Source organism: Streptomyces sp. NBC_00376 (assembly GCF_036077095.1).
Taxonomy (GTDB): Bacteria; Actinomycetota; Actinomycetes; order Streptomycetales; family Streptomycetaceae; genus Streptomyces.
This window is the reverse complement of the sequence record NZ_CP107960.1, coordinates 5348125-5374109: the sequence shown is the minus strand read 5'-3', so window position 1 is coordinate 5374109 and position 25985 is coordinate 5348125. Positions and strand designations below refer to the sequence as shown.

Here is a 25985-nt window from a genome sequence, read left to right as displayed (position 1 = left end):
AGACCCCGTGGGGTTTCCGGCACCGCCGTGAACGCTTGCTGTTCCTACTTCTCCCGCTGCTTGCGCCAGCGGATGCCCGCCTCCAGGAAGCCGTCGATCTCGCCGTTGAAGACCGCTTCCGGGTTGCCCATCTCGAACTCCGTACGCAGGTCCTTGACCATCTGGTACGGGTGCAGGACGTACGACCGCATCTGGTTGCCCCAGGAGTTGCCGCCGTCGCCCTTGAGGGCGTCCATCTTGGCCTGCTCCTCCTGGCGTCGGCGTTCGAGGAGCTTCGCCTGGAGGACGTTCATCGCGGATGCCTTGTTCTGGATCTGCGAGCGCTCGTTCTGGCAGGAGACGACGATGCCGGTCGGGAGGTGGGTCAGGCGGACCGCGGAGTCCGTGGTGTTGACGCCCTGGCCACCGGGGCCCGACGAGCGGTACACGTCCACACGCAGCTCGGACTCGTCGATCTCGATGTGGTCGGTCGTCTCGACCACCGGCAGCACCTCGACGCCCGCGAAGGACGTCTGGCGGCGGCCCTGGTTGTCGAAGGGCGAGATCCGGACGAGCCGGTGGGTGCCCTGCTCGACGGAGAGCGTGCCGTAGGCGTACGGCACCTGGACGGCGAAGGTGGTCGACTTGATGCCGGCCTCTTCCGCGTACGACGTCTCGTAGACCTCGGTCTTGTAGCCGTGCCGCTCGGCCCAGCGGATGTACATGCGCTGGAGCTTCTCGGCGAAGTCGGCCGCGTCCACGCCACCGGCCTCGGCCCGGATGTTGACCAGCGCCTCGCGGGAGTCGTACTCGCCGGAGAGGAGCGTACGGACCTCCATCTCGTCCAGCGCCTTGCGGACCGACTCCAGCTCGGACTCGGCCTCGGCCAGGGCGTCGGCGTCGCCCTCGTCCTGGGCGAGCTCGAAGAGGACTTCGAGATCGTCGATCCGGCCGCGGAGGGCCTCGGTCTTGCGGACCTCGGCCTGGAGGTGCGAAAGCTTGCTGGTGATCTTCTGCGCCGCCTCCGGGTCGTCCCAGAGGGAAGGCGCTGCCGCCTGCTCCTCGAGCGCGGCGATGTCCGCCCTCAGCGCATCCAGGTCCAGGACGGCCTCGATCGACCCCATGGTCGAGGAGAGGGACTTCAGCTCTTCGGAAATATCGACGACTGCCACGGGTCCAGCGTAACGGCTGTCGGCACGGACGTTCCTCGGGCCGCATGATCAGGACCCCGCGACCGTGTGCCGGGCGCCTCCCTGGACCGCTCCGGGGCCACCGGGAACGCCTCGCCCAGCCCTCGGGTCAGGGCGTGCCCGGCGCCGAGTTCCCCGTCTCCCGCGCGGGTGCGCCCGCGTCGTCGTCGCTCAGCGCCAGATAGCCGCCCACGCCCAGCGCCGCGAGCAGCACCAGGGCCGCGGCGCCCAGGGTGAGGCGGCGCTTGCGGACGGCCGCGGACTTGTTGCGGGCGGAGCCGGGGCGGGGCGTGCCCGGGGAGCGGGGGGCCCTGGCGGTGCCCCGGGGGCCGCCGGAGAGCTCGTCGGGGGCCGGGACGCGCATGCTCGTGTGGGTGTCGCGGTTGGAGTCGGCGGACGAGCCGGGGACCAGCGGGACCGCGCCGCGGCGGCGGGGTTCCTCGGGGGCGGGGGTGTACTGCTGCTCGTCGTAGGTCTGGGGTTCCGGCTCGGTGTCCGGCTCGTCCACGTCGAGCGGTGGGATGCCGGTCAGGTGCGGGAGCTGCTCGCGCAGCCGGGCCGCGAGCTCGGAGGCGCGCAGCCGGGAGGCGGGGGCCTTGGCCAGGCACTGGACCAGGAGCTGCCAGAGCTCGTCGGGGATGCCGGGGAGCGGTACGACCGTCTCCGTGACGTGCCGGCGCAGCACGGCGCCGGGGTGTCCGCCGCCGAAGGGCGTGAAGCCGGCGAGGAGTTCGTACAGGACGGTGGCGAGGGCGTAGATGTCGACGGCGGCGCGCGGCGGCAGCCCCTCGACTATCTCGGGGGCCAGGTAGTCCGGCGTACCGATGATCTTGGTGGCCTTGGTGCGCCGGGGGGTGTCGATCAGCTTGGCCACGCCGAAGTCGGTGAGCAGCGCGGGGTGCGAGCTGCCGGGGCCGAGCGGGCCCTCCATGTCGAGCAGGATGTTCTCCGGCTTGACGTCGCGGTGGACCACCCCGGCCGCGTGCGCGGCGGCGAGGCCGTCGGCGACGTCCGCGATGATCGCCACGGCGGCCTCGGGCGCGAGGCGGCGTTCGCGGTCCAGGCGGGTGCGCAGGTCGGTGCCGCGTACCAGGTCCATGACCAGTGCCAGGTCGTTGCCGTCCACCACGAGGTCGCGGACGGCGACGACGTGCGGATGGTCGAGCCCGAGCAGGGCGGTGCGCTCCTGGACGAAGCGGCCGACGAGTTCCTGGTCGGACGCGAGGTCCTCGCGGAGCAGCTTGATGGCCACCGGGCCCTCGGGCCCCTCGCCGAGCCAGACCGTGCCGGCGCTGCCGCGCCCCAGGATCTGGTGTGCGGTGTACCGGCTGCCGATATTCCGTGCCAAGACTGCTCCCTCAGCGGCTGGCGATGGACCGTCGCTCATGACCCCCGGTCGACAAAGTTACGCGTCGGCCGGGGGGTTGAGTGCCCGGGATGGTGCCAACCTTCACTTCCGCGGGCGATATGCGGTGGAAACTGGCCCGCGGAAGTCGATATAGCTACAGATTTGATGGTGTTGCGGCCCCTCGGAGGCCGGTGTCGCGGCCACGGCTCAGGGGCTGATGCCGCGACCGCGCTCAGGGGCTGCTGTCGCGACCGCGTTCAGGGGCCGGTGTTGCTGCCGCTGCTGCCGCCGTCGCCGCCGCCCAGTTTCGAGATCCAGTCCGTGACGGTGGAGACCGTGTCGGTGATCGCCTCCCAGTAGCTCTTGCCCTGGCCGATCCAGTCCTGCAGCGGGGTCAGCTCCCAGATCAGCCAGCCCGCGACGAACAGCAGCACCAGGGTGAAGAGACAGCCCTTGAGGCAGCCGAGGCCGGGGATCCGCATCGGGTTGGCGCTGCGCTGCCTCGGCTCGCGGGGCTGGCGCGGGGCCGGCGGCTGGGGCGCCGGCTGCTGCGGGGGCGCGTACTGCTGCCGCTGGGGCTGGGGCTGGGGTTGCGGCTGGTACTGCTGCTGCTGGTGCTGGGGGTACTGCTGCTGCGGCTGCTGGTACTGATGCTGCTGCGGCGGCGGCTGCTGCCTCCGCTGGGGCTGCTGGGGCTGCGGGCGCTGGGGGCGGCGGCGCAGCGGGTCCTGGCTCGGGTCGAGGTATTGGACCTGGGTCTGCTCGTTGCGGTCGCGGGCCGCCCGGAGCTGGGACTGCCAGGGGTGCGGCTCCTCGGGCTGCGGAGAACCGTCAGGGCGCGGCGGCACGGGCGGCAGGACCGAGGTCGGGTCGGCGTGCCCGCCCGCGCCCTGGCCGGGGGCGTTCTGCATGACGCTGGTGGCGGCGTTCGGGTCGTACGAGCCGGCGTTGCTCGGCAGCACCTGCGTCGGGTCCGCCGCGCCGGGGGTCTGCGGAACGGCCGCGGGCGCCGGGTCGGGGGCGAGCAGGGCGCCCACGCCGTCGGCCGCGGCGATCTGGGCGGAGCCGGCGTGCACGCCGATCCCGTCCGCGACGACGCGCAGGCCGCGGGCCAGGTTCTCGGCGCTGGGCCGCCGGTCGGGGTCCTTGCTCAGGCAGCGCTCTATGACCGTCCACAGCGGGGCCGGAACGGTGGAGGGGCGGCGGGGCTCCTCACTGAGGTGCCGGTGCAGCACTTCGAGGGCGGTGCCGCCGGCGAACGGCGGACGGCCGGTGACCAGCTCGTAGAGCAGGATGCCCGCGCCGTAGATGTCGACGGCGGAGGTCTGCGGGCGGCCCTCGGCGGACTCGGGCGCCACATAGGCGGGCGTGCCGACGAACTCATGAGTCCGGGTGAGCCCCGGGGAGTCGGCCAGGCGCGCGATGCCGAAGTCGGTGAGCATCGGGTGCATCTGGCCGTCGCGCTCGTCGAGCAGGACGTTGGCGGGCTTCAGGTCGCGGTGGACGACGCCGTCGGCGTGGCTGGCGGCGAGCGCGTCCGCGATCTGCGCGGTGAGCAGCGCGGCGGCGACCGGGGTGAGCGGGCCGTTCTCGCGGAGGTAGCGGTGCAGGTCGGGGCCGTCGATCAGGTCCATGACGAGGGCGAGGAGGTCACCCTCGACGACCAGGTCGCGGGTGCGCACGATGTTCTCGTGGGTGAGCCGCAGCAGCACGGAGCGCTCACGCAGGAACCGCATCACGACGTCGGCGTCGTTGGCGAGCTCCTCCTTCAGGACCTTGATCGCCACGGTCTCGCCGGGCTCGCCCGCGACGGCCGCCTCGGCGCCCGCGGCCTCCCGCTGGCGGGCACGCCAGACGGTGCCGGTGGCGCCGCGTCCCAGCGGCTCCTCCAGGAGGTACTTGCTGCCTACCGGCCGCACGTCATGCGCTCCCTGCAGATCGTGGTGCTTACGGTCTTCCCGGATCCGCCCGGGAGTTCGGGCCCAACTCTAGGGCCTGCCGTCAAACCGCCGCCGACGCCGGAGGGCGGCCGGGCGGCATGTCCCGGTGCGGGGTGGGCCGGCGGGGCCGGACCGCTCCGACCGGATCGTCCGCCCACCGCGTCGCCCACCGCGGCCGGTGCCGCCCCGAGGCGGCACCGACCGGTTGCGGAACAAGACGCTCACATCGGGCGGATGGTTGCCGCACACGCGTGCGACGCGCCGCCCCGGACGCTCTTCCGGAACGGTTCCGTCGCCTCCGGCAACGTTCCGAGCGGGCACTCAAGCAGGCACTTATGGGCGCACAGCCGACGTTTCAAGATCACTTAGTCGTGACCGCCGGGCGTGTTGTCAGTGGCAGGTGCGAGGATGCCTCCAGCACGGACTGTGGGGTCGGGAGCCCCGCAGCACGTGACGAACCTGTACCGGACGACGCGTCCGTGTCGGGTGGGGGGATTCACAGGCCGTCCCCCCTGCCCGGCACCCCGCGCAGAAGGGACCGCTGACGGCGATGCAGATCCGGCTGACCGTCCTCGCGCCGCGCAGCGGCCAGACCCCGGCGCGCGCGTGCGACGTGCTGGTCACCGCCCCGTCGGGGACGGCACTCGCCACCGTGGCGTCCAACCTGGCCGCGGCCGTCCTGGGGCCGGACGGCTCGCTCGGCAGCGGCGCGGTGGTGCTGTTCGCCGGGCGCGAGCGGCTCGACGCGCAGCGGTGCGCGCTGGGTGAGCCACCGCTGGTGGACGGGGCGGTGCTCTCGCTCCAGGTCCCGGGCGAGGACGAGGCGGTGGACGACGCCGTCCCGGCGCGGCTGCACGTGGTCGCGGGGCCGGACGCGGGCGGGGTCCATCTGCTGCACGGCGGGCAGATCCGGGTCGGCCGCTCCGCCGACGCGGACGTGCCGATCGACGACCCCGATGTGTCCCGGCTGCACTGCGCGGTGACGGTCTCCGCCGACGGCCTGGTCTCGGTGGCGGATCTCGGCTCCACCAACGGCACCCTGCTCGACGGCGCGGCGGTCCGCGACCGGCCGGTCCGGCTGAAGCCCGGTGCGCTGCTGCGGCTCGGCGAGTCCACGCTCCGGCTGACCTCCGGCGCGCCCGCTCCGGCGCTGGCCACGGCACCGGACGGCGAGGGTCATCTGCGGGTGTCCGGCACGCCGGCCGGTGCCGGCGGCCGTACCGAGGAGCACGGCTCCGGCCACGGGTACGCCCCGGCGGTCTCCCCCGGCTCCGTTCCCGTCCCCCACGAGGGGTCCGGTTCCGGTCACGCGTACGGGGACGGCGACGGGCGTACCGACGACGGCCGGCCGGCCCCGGGCGAGGATTCGCCCCGGCGGGGCGGGATCGGCGCCTGGGCCCGCAGACTCGCGGGCAACAAGGGCGAGCCCGTCCACGAGGCGGCGCCCGACGGGACGGGCGCGGCCGAGCCGCTGTTCCCGGCCGCCCCCGCGGCGCCGTCCGGGACCGCCGCGCAGAGCGTCTGGCCGGATCCGGCGGCCGTGCTGCTGACCGCGCTCGGCCCCGGCCCCCGGCTGTGGGAGCGCGGCACCGCCCACCCCGAGGCGCTCGTGGTGCGGCTGGGCACGACGGACCGGGCCGAGCTGCCCGCCGTGCCGGTGACGGTGGGGCTGCGGGAGGCCGGTTCGCTCGGCCTCGCCGGGCCGCGGACCCGGCTGGCCGGGCTCGCCCGTTCGACGGTGGCCCAGCTCGCAGCGCTGCACTCCCCCACCGATCTGGAGATCGTGCTGATCAGCACGGACCGCGCCCGGAGCGCCGAGGAGCGCAGGCGCGAGTGGGCCTGGCTCGGCTGGCTGCCCCATCTGCGGCCGATGCACGGCCAGGAATGCCGGCTGCTCCTCGCGTACGACCGCGAGCAGGCCACCGCCCGTACGACGGAGCTGGTGCGCCGGCTGGACGACGGGCCGCTCGGGCCCGGCTGGGCGAGCCAGGACCGCGCCACGATCGCCGAGGCCGCGCAGCGGTACACCGGTCCGTACACCGTGGTGGTCGTCGACGGCGACCCGGGCTCGGCGGCGCTGCGCGAGAACACCGCCCGGCTGGCCGCCGCCGGTGCCGCGGCGGGCATCCATCTGATCTGTCTGGCCGAGACCCCGGCCGCCACCCCCACCTCTCCGGTCGCGGCGACGTATGAGGCCGCCTGCCACGCCTCGATCGCGTTCCGCGAGTGCGGGGCGGTGGCGATGCTGAGCGGCGACGTGGCGACGGCCCTGCGGCTGCTGCGGACGGCGGACGGCCGGGCCGCGGGCCGGGGCACGGTCGCCGCGGTGGACGCGGTGTCGGCGCACTGGGCCGAGCGGTTCGGCCGGGCGCTGGCCCCGCTGCGTACGGAGGGTGCCGCCACGGCCGCCGGCCGGCCGGCGGCGGCCGCACTCCCGACGACCGCCCGGCTGCTCGACGAGCTGGGCCTGGCCCGCGCCACCCCGGCCTCCCTGATGGCCCGCTGGGCCTCCACCGCGGACGACCAGCCCGGTGCCACGGTGCGCGGTTCGGGCCGCTGGTCGGGCGGACCGGCGGGCGGCGCCGATACGGACACCCCCGGCTCGGGCCGTACGGAGTATCCGCGCTCCACCGCTCCCCGGGTCGGCGCCCAGCGGCTGGGCGGCGCGCCGGGCCCGGACGGCACGGGCGGATACGCGCCCGGCTCGGGCCGCACCCCGTACCCCGGCAGTGAGAACGCCACCCACATCGGCACCCCGGGCCACCCCTTCGCCCCCGACGACGCCCACGGCTCCGGCCGCACCCCGTACCCGGACTCGGGCCGCACCCCGTATCCCGGCGGTTCCGTGCCCCGGGTCGGCGGGCAGCGCTACGGCAGCACGCCCGGGGACACCCCGAGCTCGCGGACCGTTTCCGGATCGGGCCGCACCCCGTACCCCGGCGACGGTGACGTCCAGGGGGCCGAAAGTCTGCGTACGGCCGGGTCGGGGCGCGGCTCGAACCGGGTCAGCGGGCCGCGCGGCGCCGACACCCCCCGGATCGCCGCGCGAGGCGCCGGGAGCGCCGCCACGGCCGGGCACCCCGCCCCGGAGGGCGCCGACACGGGCGCCGACACGCCCGCAGCTGCCCCGGCCCCGGCCGAAGGCACCCCCTCCGCCGTCGGGCGGCCCGTGGTGGTGCTCGGGGCCGGGCCCCGGGGCGCGGTCAGCGTGGACCTGGCGGAGGAGGGCCCGCACCTCCTCATCGAGGGACCGGCCGGCAGCGGACGTACGGAGCTGCTGCGGGCCGTCGCCGCCTCGCTCGCCGCGGCCGCCCGGCCCGACCTCCTGGGCATCCTGCTGGTGGACGGCGCGGGCGGCGACCGGGGCGAGGGCCTCGGCCCCTGCACCGAGCTCCCGCACGCGTTCATGCACCTGGTGGCCTCCGATCCGGTGCGGATGCGCGAGTTCGCCCAGGCGCTGGGCGGCGAGCTGAAGCGCCGTGCCGAGCTGCTCGGCCCGTACGACTTCACCGAATGGCACCACCGCCACGAGGTGGCGCGGCGGATGGTCGGCCAGCGCCCGCCGGTCACCGCGGACCAGCGCGGTGACGTGGACGCCCCGATGAGCGGGACGCTCCGGCTGCGCCCCGCCGCCCCGGCCTCGGACCCCGGGCCCTCCCCGCTGCCCCGGCTCGTCGTCCTCGTCGACGACTTCGACGCGCTGGTCGCCCCGGCGCTCGGCAGCCCCGGCCGCCCCGCCGCGGGATCCGTGGTGCGGGCCCTGGAGGCCGTGGCACGGGAGGGCGGCCGGCTGGGCGTCCACCTGGTCGCGGCGTCCGCCCGCCCGGAGCGCACGGAGGACACGGACCTGGCCCACGGGGCCCGGCTGCGCATCGTGCTGGACGCCCCGGTGGTCCCGCCGTCGGCGGAGGACCCCGCGCCCGGACGGGGCAGGCTCGGGCATCCGGACGGGCGGGTGACGCCGTTCCAGGGCGGCCGGGTGACCGGGCGCATACCGCGTACCGCCACGCTGCGGCCCACCGTCGTACCGCTGGAGTGGGAGCGGATGGGCGATCCGCCGACCCGGCGCCCGGTCCGCGAACTGGGCAACGGACCGACGGACCTGGCGCTGCTGGCCAGTGCGCTGGAGTGGGCGGCCCGTTCGGTGAACGCCGAGCCCATAGCCCCGCTCGAACCCGTCCACAGCTGACCGGGAGCGGGTCCGGACATCCACTGACATCACGTCACGAGCCCATCACGATCAAGGAGTTGACACGAGAAGCGGTATTGCGGCACCCGAACGCCGGGCGTAGGACTGTGCGCACACAACGATGTGAGAGACGGGGAAGCAATGCGCACAACCCTTCGGATCAGCAGGGCCGCCGCGGTGTTCACCGCCATCGGCGCCCTGGCCCTCACCGGTTGCAGTGACGACGGCGGCGGGAAGAACGAGTCGGACAAGGGCTCGGGGAGCGGCAAGCAGAGTTCGTCCGTCACCCTGCCCAAGCTGGACGGCGAGAAGCTCTCGGTCGCGGCCGTCTGGACCGGCGCCGAGCAGGCCAACTTCGTCAAGGTCCTCAAGGAGTTCGAGAAGCGCACGGGCGCCAAGGTCACCTTCGTCCCGGCGCAGGACCCGATCGTCAACTTCCTCGGTACGAAGATCGCGGGAGGTCAGCCGCCGGACGTCGCGATGATCCCGCAGGTCGGCGCGATCCAGCAGGCCGCTCAGAAGAAGTGGGCGAAGCCGGTCGGTCCCGAGGCCAAGGCCCAGCTGACCAAGAACTACTCGCAGGTCTGGCAGGACCTCGGGGCGGTGGACGGCACCCAGTACGGCGTCTACTTCAAGGCCGCCAACAAGTCCCTGATCTGGTACAACGCCAAGGCGTTCGAGAACGCGGGCGCGGCCGAGCCGAAGACCTGGAAGGACTTCCTGAAGACGGCCGAGACGGTCTCCGCCTCGGGTGTCACCCCGGTCTCGGTGGGTGGCGCGGACGGCTGGACGCTCACCGACTGGTTCGAGAACATCTACCTCTCCCAGGCCGGTCCGGAGAAGTACGACCAGCTGGCCCAGCACAAGATCAAGTGGACGGACCCGTCCGTCAAGGCCGCGCTGACCACGCTCGCGGAGCTCTTCGGCAAGCCGTCGCTGATCGCGGGCGGCGCCGACGGCGCCCTGCAGACGGAGTTCCCGGCGTCGGTCACCCAGACGTTCACCGGTGGCGACCAGCCCAAGGCCGCGATGGTCTACGAGGGTGACTTCGTGAGCGTCAACATCGCGCAGACGAAGGCGAAGATCGGGACGGACGCCAAGGTGTTCCCGTTCCCGGCGGTCGGCGCCGAGTCCCCCGTCGTGACCGGCGGCGACGCCGCGGTGGCGCTGAAGGACGGCAAGGGCGCCCAGGCCCTGCTGACCTGGCTGGCGTCGACCGATGCCGCGCAGATCATGGCCGAGCAGGGCGGGTTCATCTCGCCGAACAAGGCCCTGGACGCCGCCGCTTACCCGAACGAGGTTCAGCGCACGATGGCGAAGGCGCTGGTCGCGGCCGGTGACTCCGTCCGGTTCGACATGTCCGACCAGGCGCCGCAGTCGTTCGGCGGGACGCCCGGCAAGGGTGAGTGGAAGACCCTCCAGGACTTCCTGAAGAACCCGAAGGACATCGCGGGGACTCAAGCGAAGCTGGAGTCCGACGCGGCCAAGGCGTACAAGAGCTGACGGGATGACGACAGCCGCAGCGGGGGGCGCCGACGCGGTGCCCCCCGCCGACAAGCAATCGTCCGACAACCAATCGTCCGGGAAGCAATCGTCCGGAAAGCCGTCGGTGCCCGCGCCCAGGAAGCCGTCCGATCCGTCGGCCGGCGGCGCGGGACGCAGCCGCAGGAGTGTGACCGGCACCCGCCGGTTCATCGCCGCACTCTTCCTGGCACCCGCGCTGGTGCTGCTGGGCGCGCTCGTGGTCTATCCGATCGCGTACTCCGTCTACCGGTCGTTCTTCGACCAGGCCGGTACGGGCTTCGCCGGACTCGACAACTACAAGGCGCTGTTCACGGACGACACCATCCTTACAGCGGTCAAGAACAACGCGATCTGGGTCGTGCTCGCGCCGACGGTCGCCACGGCCCTCGGGCTGATCTTCGCGGTGCTGACGGAGCGGATCCGCTGGGGCACGGCGTTCAAGCTGGTGGTCTTCATGCCGATGGCGATCTCCATGCTCGCCGCCGGCATCATCTTCCGGCTGGTGTACGACGCCGCCCCGGAGCGCGGGGTCGCCAACGCCGTATGGGTGGGTGTGCACGACACGTTCAACGAGTCGGCGGGCTACCCGAAGGCGCACCCGCTGCCCGTCCACCCGCTCAAGGCAGGGCCCGGCGGCTCGTTCGTCACCAAGGCGCCGGTGCGGGCCGGGCAGCCGGTGCAGCTGCCGCTGGTCGGTGTGATCCCGGCGAACATGCCGAAGGACGCGAAGCCGGCGAAGGCCGCGGCCGCGGGGAACGGGGAGATCACCGGTACCGCGTGGCTGGACTTCACCAAGGGCGGCGGTGGCAAGCCCAACGTCATCGACACCAAGGAGCTGGGGCTCAAGGGCATCGAGGTCGAGGCGGTCAAGGACGGCAAGGTCGTCGCGTCGGCCACGGCGGGCGCGGACGGCACGTTCACCCTGCCCGCCTCGGCGGACGGCGCCGGACTCCGGCTCCCCGCCTCGAACTTCAAGGAGCCGTACAACGGGGTCGAGTGGCTCGGCCCGACCCTCGTCACACCCGGGATCATCGGTTCCTACGTCTGGATGTGGGCCGGGTTCGCGATGGTGCTGATCGCGGCGGGGCTCGCGGGGCTGCCTCGTGAACTCCTCGAAGCGGCCCGTGTGGACGGCGCGAACGAGTGGCAGGTGTTCCGCCGGATCACGGTGCCGATGCTCGCGCCCGTGCTCGTGGTGGTGCTGGTCACGCTGATGATCAACGTGCTGAAGGTCTTCGACCTGGTCTTCATCATCGCGCCGGGTTCCTCGCAGGACGACGCGAACGTGCTGGCGCTCCAGCTCTACCGGTCCTCGTTCGGCACGGACGCGGACCTCGGGATCGGCAGCGCCATCGCCGTACTCCTGCTGCTGCTGGTACTCCCGGTGATGTACGTCAACATCCGCCGGATCCGGAAGGAGGGGCGCCGATGACGACAGCGTCGACCACGGCCACGAACACGAGCACGACGGCCGACGATGCTCCGCTGAAGGCCGAGCGGTCCCTCGGTGCACGGATCGCCGCCCGCGCGGGCGGCGGTGCGATGCGGATCTTCCTCGTCCTGGTGGCCCTTTTCTGGCTGATGCCGACGATCGGGCTGCTGCTGTCCTCGCTGCGCGGCTCGGACGACATCGCGGCGAGCGGCTGGTGGAAGGTCTTCACGGCCCCGTCCCAGCTCACCTTCGACAACTACGCCACGCTGCTGGACAATTCGACGATCACCCACTCCCTCCTCAGCACGGTCATGATCACCGTTCCGGCGACCGTGCTGGTCGTCGTGATCGGCTCACTGGCCGGATACGCCTTCGCCTGGATGGAGTTCCCCGGCCGCGACTGGTGGTTCCTGGTGGTCGTGGGGCTGCTGGTGGTCCCGGTGCAGGTCGCCCTGGTCCCGGTCTCCAAGCTCTTCGGCGCGGTCGGGATCTTCGAGACGACCTTCGGCGTGATCATCTTCCACACGGCCTTCGGGCTGCCCTTCGCGATCTTCCTGCTGCGGAACTTCTTCGCGGAGATCCCGAGGGAGCTGCTGGAGGCGGCCCGGCTCGACGGGGCGGGCGAGATCCGCCTCTTCACCCGGGTCGTGATGCCGCTGGGCGGTCCGGCGATCGCCTCGCTCGGGATCTTCCAGTTCCTCTGGGTGTGGAACGACATGCTGGTGGCGCTGATCTTCGCCGACTCGGACTCGCCGCCGATCACGGTGGCCCTCCAGCAGCAGGTCAGGCAGTTCGGCAACAACATCGACGTGCTGGCGCCGGGCGCCTTCGTGTCGATGGTGATCCCGCTGGCGGTCTTCTTCGCCTTCCAGCGCCAGTTCGTCTCCGGCGTGATGGCGGGCGCGGTGAAGTAGCGGCGGTGGAGCGGGGCGGCGCCGCCGCCGGACGGGCCCTGGGCCTGCCCGGCGGCGGCGCCGTCAGCGTTGCTGTCCCGCCATCACCGTGACGAGGCCGATGACCACGAGCAGCGAGCCGCCCCAGGTCCACATCGAGGTCCGTTCGTGCAGCACGGTCGCCCCGGCCAGCACGATCAGCAGGTACCCGAGGGCGTTGAACGGGTAGGCGATGGACAGCGGCACCTTGGCCAGGGTCGCCATCCAGGCGAGGGCGGACACCCCGAAGACGACCAGGCCCAGGACGACCCAGGGGCTGGTCGCGGCACGCAGGGCGACGGACCCGCCGCCGTGTCCCGCGGCCGCCGCCGCGCCCTTCATCCCGTGCTTGAGCATGATCTGGCCGCCCGCCGAGGAGAACACGGCGAACAACAGCAGCATCAGACTGGGGAGGGTCAAGACCTTGCTCCTGACTGCGGCGCCCGGGGACTGCGGCTCCGGGGCGGGGGCGGGACGGGGTACGGCGGCCTCAGACGCCGACCCGGTCGGCATGGGCGTACTGTCGGTTGAGGATGTCCTGTACATCGATGTGCTCTCCAGCGATGATCGTCTCGGCCGCGTGCGGGGTGAGCAGTGCGACATGCTGATAGCCGAACAGCGTCGGCCGGACCCGGGTGAGCAGCTTCGACGCCCCGCCCAGGACCGCGGGGAGCGGTCCGCCGCCGAGCAACGCCCAGAACGGGGCCCCGGTCGACGCGATGTTCAGGACGTCGTAGCCCGCGTCCCGGACCGTGCGGCGCAGGCTGGCCCGGGTGAAGAAGCGCAGATGCGTTTCGTCGAGGATGCCGCGCCGGTCGTATCCGAAGACGCCGAGCGCGACCCGCAGCCGTGAGTACCAGTGGCTGAAGTTCGGTACGGAGAGCAGCACACGGCCGCCGGGCCGCAGTACTTCGGCGACCTCGGCCAGCACCCGCTCGGGACGGGAGAGGTGCTCGATGACGTCGCCGGCGACCACGTAGTCGTAGTCGGCACCGATCTCGGCCGGCAGCCCCTCCTCCAGGTTGGCGAGGTGGAAGCGGGTGCACCTCTCGCGCACGCCGGGGACCTCGACGTAGTCCACCCCGGTCACCTCGTGGCCGAGGGCTTCTAGGCGCTGGGCGAACAGGCCGCCGGAGCAGCCGAGATCGAGGACCCGGCCGGGCGGGAGGCTGCGCATCTTCTCCAGGATGACGGCGTGCGAGGAGCCGTCGCCCTCCTTGAACGCGTACTCGACGGGTTTGGGGATCCAGCCGCAGGTGCCGAATCCCTTGACGGCGAGCCGGTATTCGAGGACGTCCTTGACGACGTCCTTCGCGTACTTCATGCCGTTGACGTAGCAGATCTCGTCGCCGTAGTACGTGGGGACGGGGATCTCCTTGATCCGCATCCCCTCGTTGAGCAGCTGGACGATGATCTGGGTGTCGAAGTCGAACGCGTCGGTGTTCCGGTGGATCGGCAACTTCTTGAGCGCCGCGACGCTGTAGGCGCGGTATCCGGAGTGGAATTCGGTGAGCTGCGATCCGAGGAGGGTGTTCTCCAGGCGGGTGAGAATGCGGTTGCCGAGCCATTTGTAGATCGGCATGCCGCCCTTGAGCGCGGATCCGGATTTCATCATCCGCGATCCGAAGACGGCGTCGCATTCGCCGCGTTCGATGGGTGCGACCATGTCCGGGAGGAATTCCGGGGCGTACTGTCCGTCGCCGTGCAGCAGCACGATGATGTCGAGTCCGTGCTCGGCGGCCAGCGCGTATCCGGCCTTCTGGTTTCCGCCGTATCCGAGGTTCTTGGTGTGCCGCATCACCACGGTCCGCGGCATTCCCTCCGTCTGCGACCAGCGGCAGCCCGCGGTGAAGGTCGCGTCATGGCTCGCATCGTCGAGAATGAGGATTTCGGCGACCTTGGACCGGAAGTCCTCCGGAATGCGGTCGAGGGTCCTCTCCAGCGTCGTCTCGGCGTTGTACGCGACCACCAGGATGCCGATCCTGGGGCTCGGGCTTTCCTTCACGGGACGTTCTCCAGTTGCGCTCGGTGCTCGGTGCTTGTTGCTCGGTGCTCGGTGTCTGACGCTTTCGGGGAGGGTCAGTTGACGGCACAGTCGGTGGGCTGCGAGGTGCAGGGCGCCGGGAGCGGGGCCCGCCCGGCGGGCGGCCGGGCGGACGGCTCCGGCCGGACGGCGAGGATCTTGCGGACTCCGCTGACGAGGCCCGCGGCGAGAACCACCCAGCCGAACTCGGCGAGGTGGAGGACCGTTTCGCTCCAGTGCACGGCGGAGCGCCCCCGGTACCCGAGGACCGCCGTCAGGCCGAGCAGGCAGCTGTACGCTGCGCCCTCCCAGAACCCGACGACGAACAGTCCGGCGGCGGCCCAGGTCAGGTACTGGAGCGCGGACGCGGTGGAGAGCAGCAGCAGCAGGCCCATCGTGACGGCGACGACGACCGGCAGCTGCGCGGGCCGCAGCCAGGCGAGCCAGACCCCGGCGGCCACGCAGACCAGCACGAAGAGGAAGTGGCCGTCGCCCTCGATGAAGGTGATGAAGGACTGTGGCAGGCCGAACAGGTCGGCGAACCGGACGAGCCCCCAGAGGCGGTAGCCGCCGCCCGCGTACTCCAGGACGTTCTCCTTGAGGTTCTGCGGAACGGTCAGCAGGACCGGCCCCCAGACGAGGGCGACCAGGGCCGCGAACCCGGCGGAGAAGCGGACGAACGCCGGCCGGCCCGCCCGCAGCGCGACCAGGAACAGCGCCGGGATCACCACCACGGGGATGAACTTGATGCTGATCGAGAGCGCGGCGGCCACCCCGGCGGTCAGCGGTGCCTTCCGGTCCACGAGGAGGTGGGCGGCGACCAGGGCGAAGGTGATGGCGACCGCGTCGGTGTTGCCGTGGTACCCGGAGGTGGCGATCAGTACGGGGCTGGCGGCCACGCCCACACCGCAGGCGACGGCGGCACCGAGTGAAGCGCGCCTGCGCACGATCTCGAACACGACGAGTGCGCAGAAGAAGTCGGCGATCGAGGCGGGCGACCTGATCAACGTGCCGAAGGGAATGCCGAGTTCGGACAGTTCATTCAGCCCGAGAAGCATCCAGCCGGCCAGTGGCGGATGGTTGTAGACGGGCAGTCCCGGCAGCGGCTGTTCGTAAATCCGAATGGGCCCGTACCGCACGATCGCTTTTGCGAAACCATGAAAGATTCGCACATCTGCCGGGCCCGGCATATTCGCCGCGATCAGCATTCGGGTGATAAGGCCCGCGGCTGCGGCAATGAGCACCACCGCCCTTGCGCGTGACACGTTCCAGGTTTCGCATCGCATTCGGATACCCATGAAAACAGAACGTAGCAACAAGAAGACGCTGAGCGACGCACCGAAGGCCACGCTTGGATGGACCATTACGCGAATATTTCGCGCATTCGCGCAAACATTCGCATCCCTGAATCACTCGAACGGTTCAGGGGGCATGTGGTGGTGCGAGGGATCTGCCCGGCCGGCAGCGGCACGGCCGGGCAGTACGGATCACAGCATTCGGCCGACCGCGGACCACGGGATCCGGTCGGCTGCGGATCACAGCATTCGGTCGACCACGCCCGCCGCCGCGTGCCCGTCGTCCAGGTCGCAGAAGTCCCGGCGGAACGCCTCGTACGCCTGCGCGTGTCCCGCGGTGGCCCGTTCCGGGTCGCGCAGCGCCTCGACCAGGCCGGTGGAACCGGGGATCAGCGGGCCGGGGGCGCGGGCCTCGAAGTCGAAGCAGAATCCGCGCAGGGTGTCGCGGTAGTGCGCCAGGTCGTGGGTGTGGAAGAGCATCGGGCGGCCGGTCCGGGCGAAGTCGAACATCAGCGAGGAGTAGTCGGTGACCAGGGCGTCGCTGATCAGCATCAGTTCGCCGACGTCCGGGTAGCGCGAGACGTCCCGGACGAAGCCGCTGCCGCTGTCGGGCAGGCGGCCGGTCACCAGGTAGTGGCGGCGCACCAGCAGCACGGTGTCGCCGCCGAGTTCGCGTTCGGCGGCAGCCAGGTCGAGCTTCAGGCCGAGGGCGTAACGGCCGTCGCCGAGCGGCTGGTCCTCCCGCAGGGTCGGCGCGTACAGCACGACCCGCTTGCCCTCGGGGAGGGCGAGCCGCTCGCGTACCGCCGCGGCGACCTTGATCCGGTCCGAGGCGTGGAACAGGTCGTTGCGGGGGGAGCCGCACTCCAGGATCTCGCCCCGGTAGCCGAAGGAGCGTCGCAGGACGGGGGTGGCGAAGCTGTTCGGCGAGACCAGGAAGCTCCACTGGCGGGCGCGGTGCTCGATGGTGGCGGTACGGGCGGCGTCGGACCGGCCGGTGCGCACCAGATCGAGGCCGGTGCGTTTGAGGGGGGTGCCGTGCCAGGTCTGGACGACGCGCTGGCCCTCGCGCCGCTCGAACCACCGGGGCAGCTGGGTGTTGGTGACGACGTACCGGCTGCGGGCCAGCGCCTCGTGCCAGGCGGCGGAGCCGTGCTCGACGGCGGTGGCACCGGCCGGGATACGGGCCTGCTGGTCGCGCACCACCCACAGGTGTTCCAGCTCGGCGCCGCGCCGGACCACTTCCTCGTGGACGGCGCGCGGCGAGTCGGAGTACTGCCGGCCGTCGAAGCTGCTGTACAGCACCGTGTCGCGCAGCGGTGCGGCGCGCCGGGCCCGGTAGCCCTCGCGCAGCAGCCGCTCGCCGCGCGGGCCGCGTTCCGCCGCCGTGAGCACCGGCGCGCTGTCGATCAGCAGCTGGTCGTGGCAGCGCCGCTCGACGGTGTACGTCCGGCCGCCGAGGGTGCGGGCGGCGGGCAGGGTGCGGTGGGCGGCGGCCGGGATGCGCAGCGCGGCGTCGTCCGCCTCGTCCAGGGCGCCCCGCTCGCGGAGGAAGAGGTACCAGTGCCCCTGGCCCAGCGGCAGTTTCCCGCCGGGGCCCTCGACGGCGTCCGGCCGCAGCACGGCCCTGAACCGGCGGGCGCCGGCGGCCCCGGAGAGGGTGAGGGCGAACCGGGCCTCCTCGCCGTGGCCGCTGTGCCTGGCCACCAGGTCGACGGGCCGTTCCGGGAGGTCGGGGAAGGTGCCCTCCAGGAGGAGCTGCCCGTCCTGCGTCCAGGTCGCCAGGTCGACGGCCGGCTGCACGGGGCGGTCGCTGATCAGCAGATCGCCGCGGGGGCCGGCGGTGAGGCCGAGTTCGCGCCGCTCCTCGCCGGTCCCGGCCAGCGGGTAGCGGCCCGGCGGCACCGGCCCCGGCACATCGACCGGGGTGCGGCGGCCGTCCGGTCCGACGAGGTGGAGGCTGTACGGCACCTGGGCCCGGCCCTCCCCCTCGACCGTGTCCGGCCGGGCGTCGGCGAAGGCGCCGAGCGGGATGTCCGCGGTGAACCGCCGCCAGCCGGACGCGGAGGGGGCGGCACCCTCGTGCACCGTCACCGGGCGGTCGAAGGCGGTGCCGGAGGGTCGGTGGGTGAGCACGAGGCGCAGCGGCCCGCTGCCGAGCCGGTCGCGGATCATGCCGTCGATGACCACGGTGGCGGTCCCGTCGCCGGTGTCGCCCGCGCGGTGCGTCTCGAAGCGGGCGTCGATCCGCTCGGCGTGCAGCACCAGCCTGCCGCCGTCGAAGGCGGGCACGATCCGGTGGTCGCCGTCGGGGCGGTGCACGGGCGGCGGGGCGGCCGCCTCGTCGGTGGAGAGCTCCGAGCGGCGCAGCATGCCGTGTCCGGCGATGCCGATCTCCGGCCGCCAGGTGAGGCGTTCGGGGCTGCCGCCCGGGTGGATGCGGAGCCTGGCCGGGTCGACGACGGTCGCGAAGCCGGACCGGTCGTAGTCGTGCAGGCTCTGCCGGGACCGGGCGGTGGCCTCCGGCTCGTCGGCCGTGCGCAGCCGCAGCGGCACCACGTGCCGGCGTCCGGCCCGCAGCCAGCCGGCCCGGAACTCGGCGGTGCGCGGTCCGGCGGGCAGGTTGCGGATGTACGCGTACCCCTTGAGGTGCAGCTTGCCGCCCTGCCAGTGGGCGTCGAGCAGCCGGGCGGTGAGCGGCAGGTCCCGCGCGCCCACGCGCAGCACCGAGCGCGGCACCGGCCGGGTGAGGACCGGGTAGGAGGCGCTGCGGCGGCGTACGCCCCGGACCGTGAAGGCGCCCGGTTCGGCCTTGTCGAGGGCGAGCAGGTCCAGCAGTTCGCCGGTCCGCCGTTCGCGCACGAGGTGCCACATCAGGCGCAGCCGCAGCGGCAGTGCGTCGAGGACGGCAGGGTCGACCTGGTCGGTGAACTCGTTGGCGTACGTGACGAAGGCGCGCCGGTACTCCTCGTCGCCGTCGGGCAGCGCCTCCATGAAGTACCAGAGGTCGTCGGCGAGCACATGCGCCTCGTAGCGCCGTTTGTCGGCGGCGTCGCGGTGTTCGTCGAGGAAGGCGGAGACGCCCAGCAGGTGCGAGACCCGGTCCTGGACGCCGCGGACGACGGCGCGGCGGGTGGCGATCGAGCCCGCCCGGTCGCGCCGGTGGCAGACGGGGTCCTTCAGCACGTCGACGGAGCGGGCCAGGAAGTGGGCGGGCAGGACGACCGGGATGTCCTCGTGGAGGGCGCCGACCGGGAAGGCGAAGGCGTGCTCGTCCCAGAAGGACCGGCGGAAGACCTTGTTGCAGGCGGTCCGGTCGGCGGCCAGGTCCCAGTCCCGCGAGATGTGGGTGCGCAGCCGGGTGGTCGCCATGGGCCGGCGGAGGTCGGGCGACTGCTGGAGCCGGCCGTCGGCCCGCAGCCGCAGCACGTTGCCGGACGCGATGTCCGAGCCGGTCTCGTCCAGGGCGCCGACGAGGAGTTCGTACGCGCGGGGCGGGAGCACGTCGCCGCCGTCGACGAAGGCGAGATGGCGGGCGCCCGGGTCGCAGTTGCGGACCCCGGTGTTACGGGCGTGCCCGAGCCCGCCGTTCTCCTGGCTCACCAGCCGGAACCTGCCGTCCTGTACGGCGAAGGCGGCGGCCAGGGCCGCGCTGTCGTCGGTGGAGCCGTCGTCGACCATCACCACCTCCAGGTCGGTCATGGTCTGCTCCGCGAGGGACTTCAGGCAGTCCGTCAGATGGAGCTCCACGTCGTGGACGGGTACGACGACACTGAGCCGTGGCGACATGTTGGGCACATCCGTTCATCGGGGGCCTGGTTGTCCGTGAGGCTCAACCCCGTGACGGGCCGGGGGTCACCGGTCCCGGTCTCTCCCGAACGGGTGACATCGGCCGTGCCCCGGTTGCCGTACGGTCCGGCTCCGCGTCGCCGTAGCCGTCGCTGTCACCGTCACGGTCGTCGTCGCCCAGGAACAGCCGGCGCACCACGCGTTCGGCCGCGTGCCCGTCGTCGTACGGGCAGAAGCGCTCCCGGAACGCCGCCCGCAGCCCGGCCGTCCGCGCCGAGCGCCACTCGCCGGTCCGGAACAGCTCCAGCAGTTCGTCCTCGGTGGTGGAGACGGCGCCCGGGGTGTCGCCGGGGCGCCCCGAGAGCAGGTCGAAGTAGGTGCCGCGCGAGGCCCGGTAGGCCTCCCGGTCCGGGACATGCGGTCCAGAAGGCGCGGCGGTGGAGGCGTGGGACGTCGGTGCGGAGGGCGTCGATGGAGAGGCCGTCGACACGGAGGGCGCCTGCGCGGAGTGCGTCGGCTTCGGAGCCGGCCGCCCCCGCCGACCCGGGGACCGGGACCGCGCGGCCGTCCCCCATCGGTGCCGGGACCGGGGCCGCACGGCCGCCCCCCACCGGCTCCGGGGCCGTGACCTCGCCCCACCAGTCGACGCGGTCGTGTCCGAGCAGGAGCACGTCCGGTTCGCCGGTGGACAGCCGGTCGGCGACCGCGTCCAGCGCGCCCGGTCGCAGCAGGTCGTCGCCGTCGAGGAAGAGCAGGTGGCGCCGTCGAGGAAGAGCAGGTGGCGCCCGCGCGCGGCGGCCGCCCCGGCGTTGCGGGCCGGGCCGGCGCCGAGGTGCCCGGGTCAGGGTGATCACCCTGACCCGGGGGTCGCGCCGGGCGAACTCGGCGGCGATCCGCGCGCCGCCGTCCCGGGATCCGTCGTCCACGACGAGGAGCTCCGGCTCGCCGGGAATCCGGTCGAGCACGGACTCGATGGCCGCCCTGAGGTACCCCTGCACGCGGTGGACGGGCACGACGACACCGAGAAGCATGGCAGCCGAGCGAAATGGCGCGATTACCGTGCGCAGAATCCCGTGTTCACCCGTTCGGGGCAGTGCCGGTGACCCGGCGCGTCCGCCCCGGTTGACCGGGCATGAAGCCGCGCCTCAGTGTCGTCGTCCCGGTCCACAACGTCGAGGACCACCTGGAGGACTGCCTGCGCTCGGTGGCCGGACAGACGGTCACCGACATCGAGGTGATCCTCGTGGACGACGGCTCGACGGACGCAAGTTCGGCCATCGCGGAGTCGTTCGCCGCCCACGACCGCCGCTTCCGCCTCGTGCGCCGGCCAGGCGGCGGGCCGGGCGCGGCCCGCAACACGGGCGTGCGCCACACCACGCCGGGCGTGCCGTACCTGGCGTTCGCCGACAGCGACGACGTCGTCGTCCACGACGCCTACGCGCGGATGCTGGCCTCGCTGGAGTCGACCGGCTCCGACCTCGCGACCGGCAATGTGTGGCGGCTGACCGTGCAGGGGCGGCAGCAGGCCGGGCAGTACCGTTGGCTGACCGGCAGCCGGGCCCGTACCCACATCGGCCGCGACCCCCGGCTGCTCGCCGACCGGGCCGCCTGGAACAAGGTGTTCCGGCGCTCCTTCTGGGACCGGCACTCCTTCGCCTTCCCGGAAGGCGGGCTCTGCGAGGACACCCGGGTGGTGATCCCGGCGCACCACCTGGCCGGCTCGGTGGACGTGCTGCACGAGCACGTCTACTACTGGCGGGCCCGGGAGGGTTCGGTCACCCGGCGGCGCACGGACGTGCAGGCCGTACGGGACCGGATCTCGGCGTGCGAGCAGGTCAGCGCGTTCCTGGCGGGCCGGGGCGGGGTGGCGAACGGCGCGGCGCGGCGCCGCTACGACCTGTCCTGCCTGCGCGACGACTTCGTGTACTTCCTGGAGGGGCTGCCCCTGGGCGGCCCCGAGTACCGGAAGGCGTTCATGGCGGGTGCCGGGGCGTTCCTGGACCGGATGGAGCGGATGGACGGGGCAGGCCGCGCGGACCGGGCCGTGGCCCACGAGTTGCCGGTGGCGCTGCGGATCAAGTGGCAGCTGGTGAAGGAGCGCCGGCTCCCGGAGCTGCTGGAGGTGCTGGCCTTCGAGCGGGCCAACGGTGCAGGAACGTTCGCGGTCGGCGGGGTGCCGGGGCTGCGGCAGGCCGGTTTCCCCGGCATCCCGGACACCGCCCGCCTCGCCCGTACCGACCTGCAGGCCGTGGCACGGCTGCTGGAGGCGCGGTGGGGCGACGACGGCAAGCTGCGGCTTCGCGGTTACGCGTACATCCGCAATCTGCCGGCCGCGACGCCGCGCCAGTCGCTGAAGGTGGGCATGGTGCGCGCGGCCCTCGGGCAGCAGCTGCGGAGGGTGCCGGTGCGGAACGTGCCCGCGCCCGAGGCGACCGTCGACTCCGGCCAGCAGCTGCACCGTTACGACCACTCCGGCTTCGAGATGACCCTCGACCCGCGCCGGCTGCGGCCCGGCGGCTGGCTGGTGGGGATGATGGTGGCCACCCAGGGCACGGTCCGCCGGGTGGCGGTGCGCGCCGTGGAGGCGGGGGCCGCCCAGCCGCACGTCCATGACCTGGGCGACGGACGCCGGGCGGTGCTCGACTTCCGGGGCGGGCGGCTCCGGCTGACCCTGGAGCGGCTGCCCGCCCGCTGCGAGTCCCGCCGCTTCGGCAAGGACCTGGAGCTGACCGGCCGGCTGTACGGGGGCGCCCGGCCCAAGGCCCTGGTGCTGACCTGCGACGGGGTGGCGGACCAGGAGTTCGGCCACCCCGTCGAGTGCCGGCCGGACGGCCGCTTCACGGTACGGATCCCGCTCGCCGACCTCGCCGGGATGGCGGCCGCGCCGCCGGTGCCGCACCGGGCGCCGCGCGAGGTCGAGCCGGAAACCGGCGGGCGGTGGCGGGCGCGGCTGGTGCTGGCCGACGGGGCGCGGGTGCCGCTCGCGGTGGCCCCGGAGTCGGCACCGCCGGTCGTGGCCGACGCGGTGGGCGAACTGGTGCTGGATCTGAGCGGGCAGCCGTTCGTGGACGGGGCGGTGTGGACGCCGGACGGGGCGCTGCGGGTGGAGGGGGTGACCGGCGCCGGTACGGATGTGCGGCCGGGCGAGGGCCCGGACCGCCTGGTGCTGCGGCACGGGGCGTTGCGCGAGACGGTGTCGGTGCCCGTCACCCATGACGAGCGGCGCGCGAGGGTGCCGGGGGGTGCGGAGAAGGCGTACGAAGGGGTGTACGGGGGGTGTCGGTTCACCGCGTTCCTCGCGCCCTCGGTGGCCGCCGGGCTGCACGAGGGCCGCTGGGAGGCGTATCTGGGCGGCCGGCCGGTCCGGGTGCTGACCTCGCTCGCCGCCCGGCTGCCGCTGCGCCGGAGCGGCCCGGTCGCCACGGGCCCCGTGCCCGGCCGGGAGTTCGCCCTGGACCGCCGCTCCGGCGACCGGCTGACCGTGCAGGCCGGGCCGGTGCTGGCGCCCGCCGAGCGCGGCGCGTACCGCGGGGCCGAGCTGCGGGGCAGCCACTATCCGGCCCGGCGCGCGATGCCGCTGCGGGACGCGGTGCTCTACACGGGCGGCGACTCGCCGCGCGCCGTGCACGCCGAACTCCTGCGCCGGGGCGTGGAGTCGGAGCACCTGTGGGTCACCGACGGGGTCCACGGGCACGTACCGCCCACCGCCGTCCCGGTGATCGAGCACAGCGCCGCCTGGTACGAGGCGCTGGCGCGGTCCCGCCGGATCGTCACGGCGGACCAGCTGCCCGAGTGGTTCGAGCGGCGGCCCGGCCAGACCGTCGTGCAGACCTGGCACGGCACCCCGCTCGGCCGCTTCGGCGCGGATCTGGCCGGCACCCCGTACGCCGACCACCAGGAGCTGGCCACGCTGCCGCGCCGGTCGGCCCAGTGGTCCGTCCTGGTCTCCCCGAGCCGCCACTCCACCGCGCTGCTGCGACGCGCGCTCGACTACCGGGGCGAGGTCCTTGAGGCCGGTTCCCCCGCCAACGACCTGCTCTTCTCGGCCGACCGTGCCAAGACCGCGGAGCGGGTACGGCGCAGGCTCGGCATCCCGGACGGCCGCCGGGTCGTGCTCTACGCGCCGACCTACCGCGACCGGCTGGCCCATCCGTTCGGCGCCGACGGCGCGCGGCTCCGCTACCGCTGGGACCGGGCGCTCCACCCGGCCGCGCTGGCGCGGTCCATCGGCGCGGCCCACACGGTGCTGGTGCGCCGCCACCCCCGGGTGACCGGGAGCGTGCCCGAGCGGGTGGGCGTGCGTGACGTGTCGGCGCACCCGGACACCGCGGAGCTGCTGCTGATCGCCGATGTGCTGGTCACCGACTACGCGGGCCTGATGTTCGACTTCGCGCACACCGGCCGCCCGATGCTCTTCCACACCTACGACCTGGCGCACTACCGCGACACGGTGCGCGGTTTCTGCCTGGACTTCGAGACCCGGGCGCCGGGCCCGCTGCTCGCCGGGGCGGACGAGATCGCCGCGCTCCTTCGCGACTCCGGCTCCCTGGCCGCGTCGGCGGCCCGGCACGCGGAGGCGTACGAGAGCTTCCGCCGGGACTTCTGCGACCTGGACGACGGCGGGGCGGCGGGGCGCGTCGCGGACCGGCTGCTGGCCGAGGGTTAGCCCGCCTTGAGGGCGGCGACCGCGGCGGCGGCCAGGTCGTCGAGATAGCCCTTGGGCAGCGGGCCCCGGACGACGGCGAGCCGCCAGTAGAGCGGGCCGACGATCAGGTCCAGCGCCCGGTCCGGGTCGCTGTCCGCGGGCAGCTCGCCGCGGGCCACGGCGTCCCGTACGACCACGGCGGCGATGCCCAGCTGCGGGTCCAGCAGGGCGGCCTTGATCGTGTCGGAGATCTCCGGGCTGCGGGCCGCCTCGACCAGCAGGTCCGGGATGACCTGCGAGGCGACGGGGTGGCGCAGGGCGTACGAGGCGAGTTCGAGCACGGCGCGGACGTCCCCGTACAGCGAGCCGGTGGCCGGGGCCGGCATGCCCTGGACCGCGACGGCCGAGACCAGGTCGAGTACCAGGGCCAGCTTGGACTTCCAGCGCCGGTAGACGGCGGTCTTGCCGACGCCCGCGCGCCGCGCGATCCCCTCCATCGACATCCGGGCGAAGCCCACCGCGGCCAGCTCCTCGAAGACGGCGCTGCGAATCGCATCGGTGATGTCCTCGCGCAGCACGGCGGCTCCGGCGGGGACGCGGCGGCGGGTTCCCGGGTCGCTGGTCATGGCCGAATCATAGTCCGTGACGACGAAACGGTTGCGTTGCGACGTGAATGCGCCCTACCCTCGGCGTTGCGACGATACGGTCCCGTTCCGTCGAACGTCGCTCCCCCCGCCCCCGTCGAAAGCGATCGTGGTGAGCCAGACAGCAACCCCGCCGGCCCCGGCCGACACCCCAGCCGGTGCGGCCCTCCCGGTGTACGCACCGGGCGAGCTCGCCGCGCTCGCCGCCCGGCACGGACTCACGATGAGCGGGGCCCGGCCCTCGCTGACGGCGTACGTCCGGCAGCTGTGGGGGCGGCGGCACTTCATCACGGCGTTCGCCACCGCCAAGCTGACCGCCCAGTACAGCCAGGCGAAGCTCGGCCAGATCTGGCAGATCATGACGCCGCTGCTGAACGCGACGGTCTACTACTTCATCTTCGGCGTCCTGATGAACACCAAGCGCAATGTCGAGGACTTCGTGCCCTTCCTCGTCACCGGCGTCTTCATCTGGACCTTCACCAGCAGCTCGATCACCGCGGGCACCCGGGCGATCAGCGGCAATCTGGGGCTCGTCCGGGCGCTGCACTTCCCGCGCGCCTCGCTGCCGATCGCGCTGGCCCTGCAACAGCTCCAGCAGCTGCTGTTCTCGCTGGGCGCACTGGTGCTGATCCTCGTCGGGTTCGGGCAGTTCCCCAGGCCGTCCTGGCTGCTGGCGGTCCCGGCTCTGTTCCTCCAGGCCGTGTTCAACACCGGCGTCTCCATGGTGGTGGCGCGGCTGGCCGCCCGGACGCCGGACATCGCCCAGCTGATGCCGTTCGTCCTGCGGACCTGGATGTACGCGTCCGGGGTCATGTGGAGCGTGGACACCATGCTCAAGGGCGACCGGATACCGCACTTCGTGATGGTGATGCTGGAGTGCAATCCGGCCGCCGTCTTCATCGATCTGATGCGGTTCGCGCTGATCGACAGCTTCGGCGCGTCCCACCTCCCGCCGCATGTGTGGGCGATCGCCGCGGGCTGGGCGCTCGTGTGCGGCGTGGGCGGATTCGTGTACTTCTGGCAGGCGGAGGAGCGGTACGGACGTGGCTGACCAC

General features: G+C 73.1%; 14 protein-coding genes and 2 pseudogenes. 6 read left to right on the top strand and 10 right to left on the bottom strand.

Translation table 11 applies throughout. The features are described 5' to 3' along the window. Positions 1-44: 44 nt before the first annotated feature. From prfB to OG842_RS24225, 3 genes are all read right to left on the bottom strand, one after another. Positions 45-1151 (bottom strand): peptide chain release factor 2, encoded by a 1107-nt coding sequence (gene prfB, locus OG842_RS24235; protein ID WP_266732534.1) that lies wholly within the window; start codon positions 1149-1151, stop codon positions 45-47. Positions 1152-1278: 127 nt separating this feature from the next. Beyond that, positions 1279-2517 carry a serine/threonine-protein kinase gene (locus OG842_RS24230; RefSeq protein ID WP_266732533.1) on the bottom strand — a complete coding sequence of 413 codons (1239 nt, stop codon included), beginning with the start codon at positions 2515-2517 and terminating at the stop codon, positions 1279-1281. A gap of 257 nt (positions 2518-2774) precedes the next feature. After that, positions 2775-4436 (bottom strand): serine/threonine-protein kinase, encoded by a 1662-nt coding sequence (locus OG842_RS24225; RefSeq protein ID WP_266732532.1) that lies wholly within the window; start codon positions 4434-4436, stop codon positions 2775-2777. Between the two features lie 571 nt (positions 4437-5007). Between OG842_RS24225 and OG842_RS24220 the strand changes: the two genes are divergently transcribed. From OG842_RS24220 to OG842_RS24205, 4 genes are all read left to right on the top strand, one after another. Then, positions 5008-8646: an FHA domain-containing protein gene (locus tag OG842_RS24220; RefSeq protein WP_266732531.1), complete on the top strand. Its 3639-nt coding sequence runs from the start codon at positions 5008-5010 to the stop codon at positions 8644-8646. A gap of 141 nt (positions 8647-8787) precedes the next feature. Beyond that, positions 8788-10149, top strand: a complete 1362-nt coding sequence (locus OG842_RS24215; protein ID WP_266732530.1) for an ABC transporter substrate-binding protein — start codon at positions 8788-8790, stop codon at positions 10147-10149. Between the two features lie 4 nt (positions 10150-10153). After that, positions 10154-11602, top strand: coding sequence for a carbohydrate ABC transporter permease (locus OG842_RS24210; protein WP_266732529.1), 1449 nt, complete (start codon positions 10154-10156; stop codon positions 11600-11602). After that, positions 11599-12516: a carbohydrate ABC transporter permease gene (locus tag OG842_RS24205; protein ID WP_266732527.1), complete on the top strand. Its 918-nt coding sequence runs from the start codon at positions 11599-11601 to the stop codon at positions 12514-12516. Before OG842_RS24210 ends, OG842_RS24205 begins: the two co-directional genes overlap by 4 nt. 63 nt (positions 12517-12579) lie before the next feature. On the opposite strand, the gene OG842_RS24200 is transcribed toward OG842_RS24205, so the two are convergent. The 6 genes and pseudogenes from OG842_RS24200 to OG842_RS24175 form a co-directional block, all read right to left on the bottom strand. Beyond that, positions 12580-12954, bottom strand: coding sequence for a hypothetical protein (locus tag OG842_RS24200; RefSeq protein ID WP_266732526.1), 375 nt, complete (start codon positions 12952-12954; stop codon positions 12580-12582). A gap of 70 nt (positions 12955-13024) precedes the next feature. Further along, the gene (locus OG842_RS24195; protein ID WP_266732524.1) at positions 13025-14539 is read right to left on the bottom strand and encodes a bifunctional glycosyltransferase/class I SAM-dependent methyltransferase; all 1515 of its coding nucleotides are present in this window, start codon (positions 14537-14539) and stop codon (positions 13025-13027) included. A gap of 74 nt (positions 14540-14613) precedes the next feature. Further along, positions 14614-15696: a hypothetical protein gene (locus tag OG842_RS24190; RefSeq protein WP_266732522.1), complete on the bottom strand. Its 1083-nt coding sequence runs from the start codon at positions 15694-15696 to the stop codon at positions 14614-14616. Between the two features lie 396 nt (positions 15697-16092). Next, on the bottom strand, positions 16093-19650 hold the full coding sequence (locus OG842_RS24185; protein ID WP_443064002.1) for a bifunctional glycosyltransferase/CDP-glycerol:glycerophosphate glycerophosphotransferase: 3558 nt from the start codon (positions 19648-19650) through the stop codon (positions 16093-16095). 34 nt (positions 19651-19684) lie between these two features. Beyond that, positions 19685-20059, bottom strand: a pseudogene (locus OG842_RS24180) (CDP-glycerol glycerophosphotransferase family protein); the annotation flags it as partial. Positions 20060-20345: 286 nt separating this feature from the next. Further along, positions 20346-20672: pseudogene (locus OG842_RS24175) on the bottom strand (glycosyltransferase family 2 protein); the annotation flags it as partial. A gap of 101 nt (positions 20673-20773) precedes the next feature. Here OG842_RS24175 and OG842_RS24170 point away from each other — a divergent pair. Further along, entirely contained in the window at positions 20774-24307 is a 3534-nt protein-coding gene (locus tag OG842_RS24170; protein ID WP_328512461.1) for a bifunctional glycosyltransferase/CDP-glycerol:glycerophosphate glycerophosphotransferase, read from the top strand. On the opposite strand, the gene OG842_RS24165 is transcribed toward OG842_RS24170, so the two are convergent. Next, the gene (locus OG842_RS24165; protein WP_266732516.1) at positions 24304-24912 is read right to left on the bottom strand and encodes a TetR/AcrR family transcriptional regulator; all 609 of its coding nucleotides are present in this window, start codon (positions 24910-24912) and stop codon (positions 24304-24306) included. The genes OG842_RS24170 and OG842_RS24165 overlap by 4 nt on opposite strands. Before the next feature lie 127 nt (positions 24913-25039). Between OG842_RS24165 and OG842_RS24160 the strand changes: the two genes are divergently transcribed. After that, positions 25040-25981, top strand: a complete 942-nt coding sequence (locus OG842_RS24160) for an ABC transporter permease (protein ID WP_328512460.1) — start codon at positions 25040-25042, stop codon at positions 25979-25981. Positions 25982-25985: the final 4 nt, after the last annotated feature.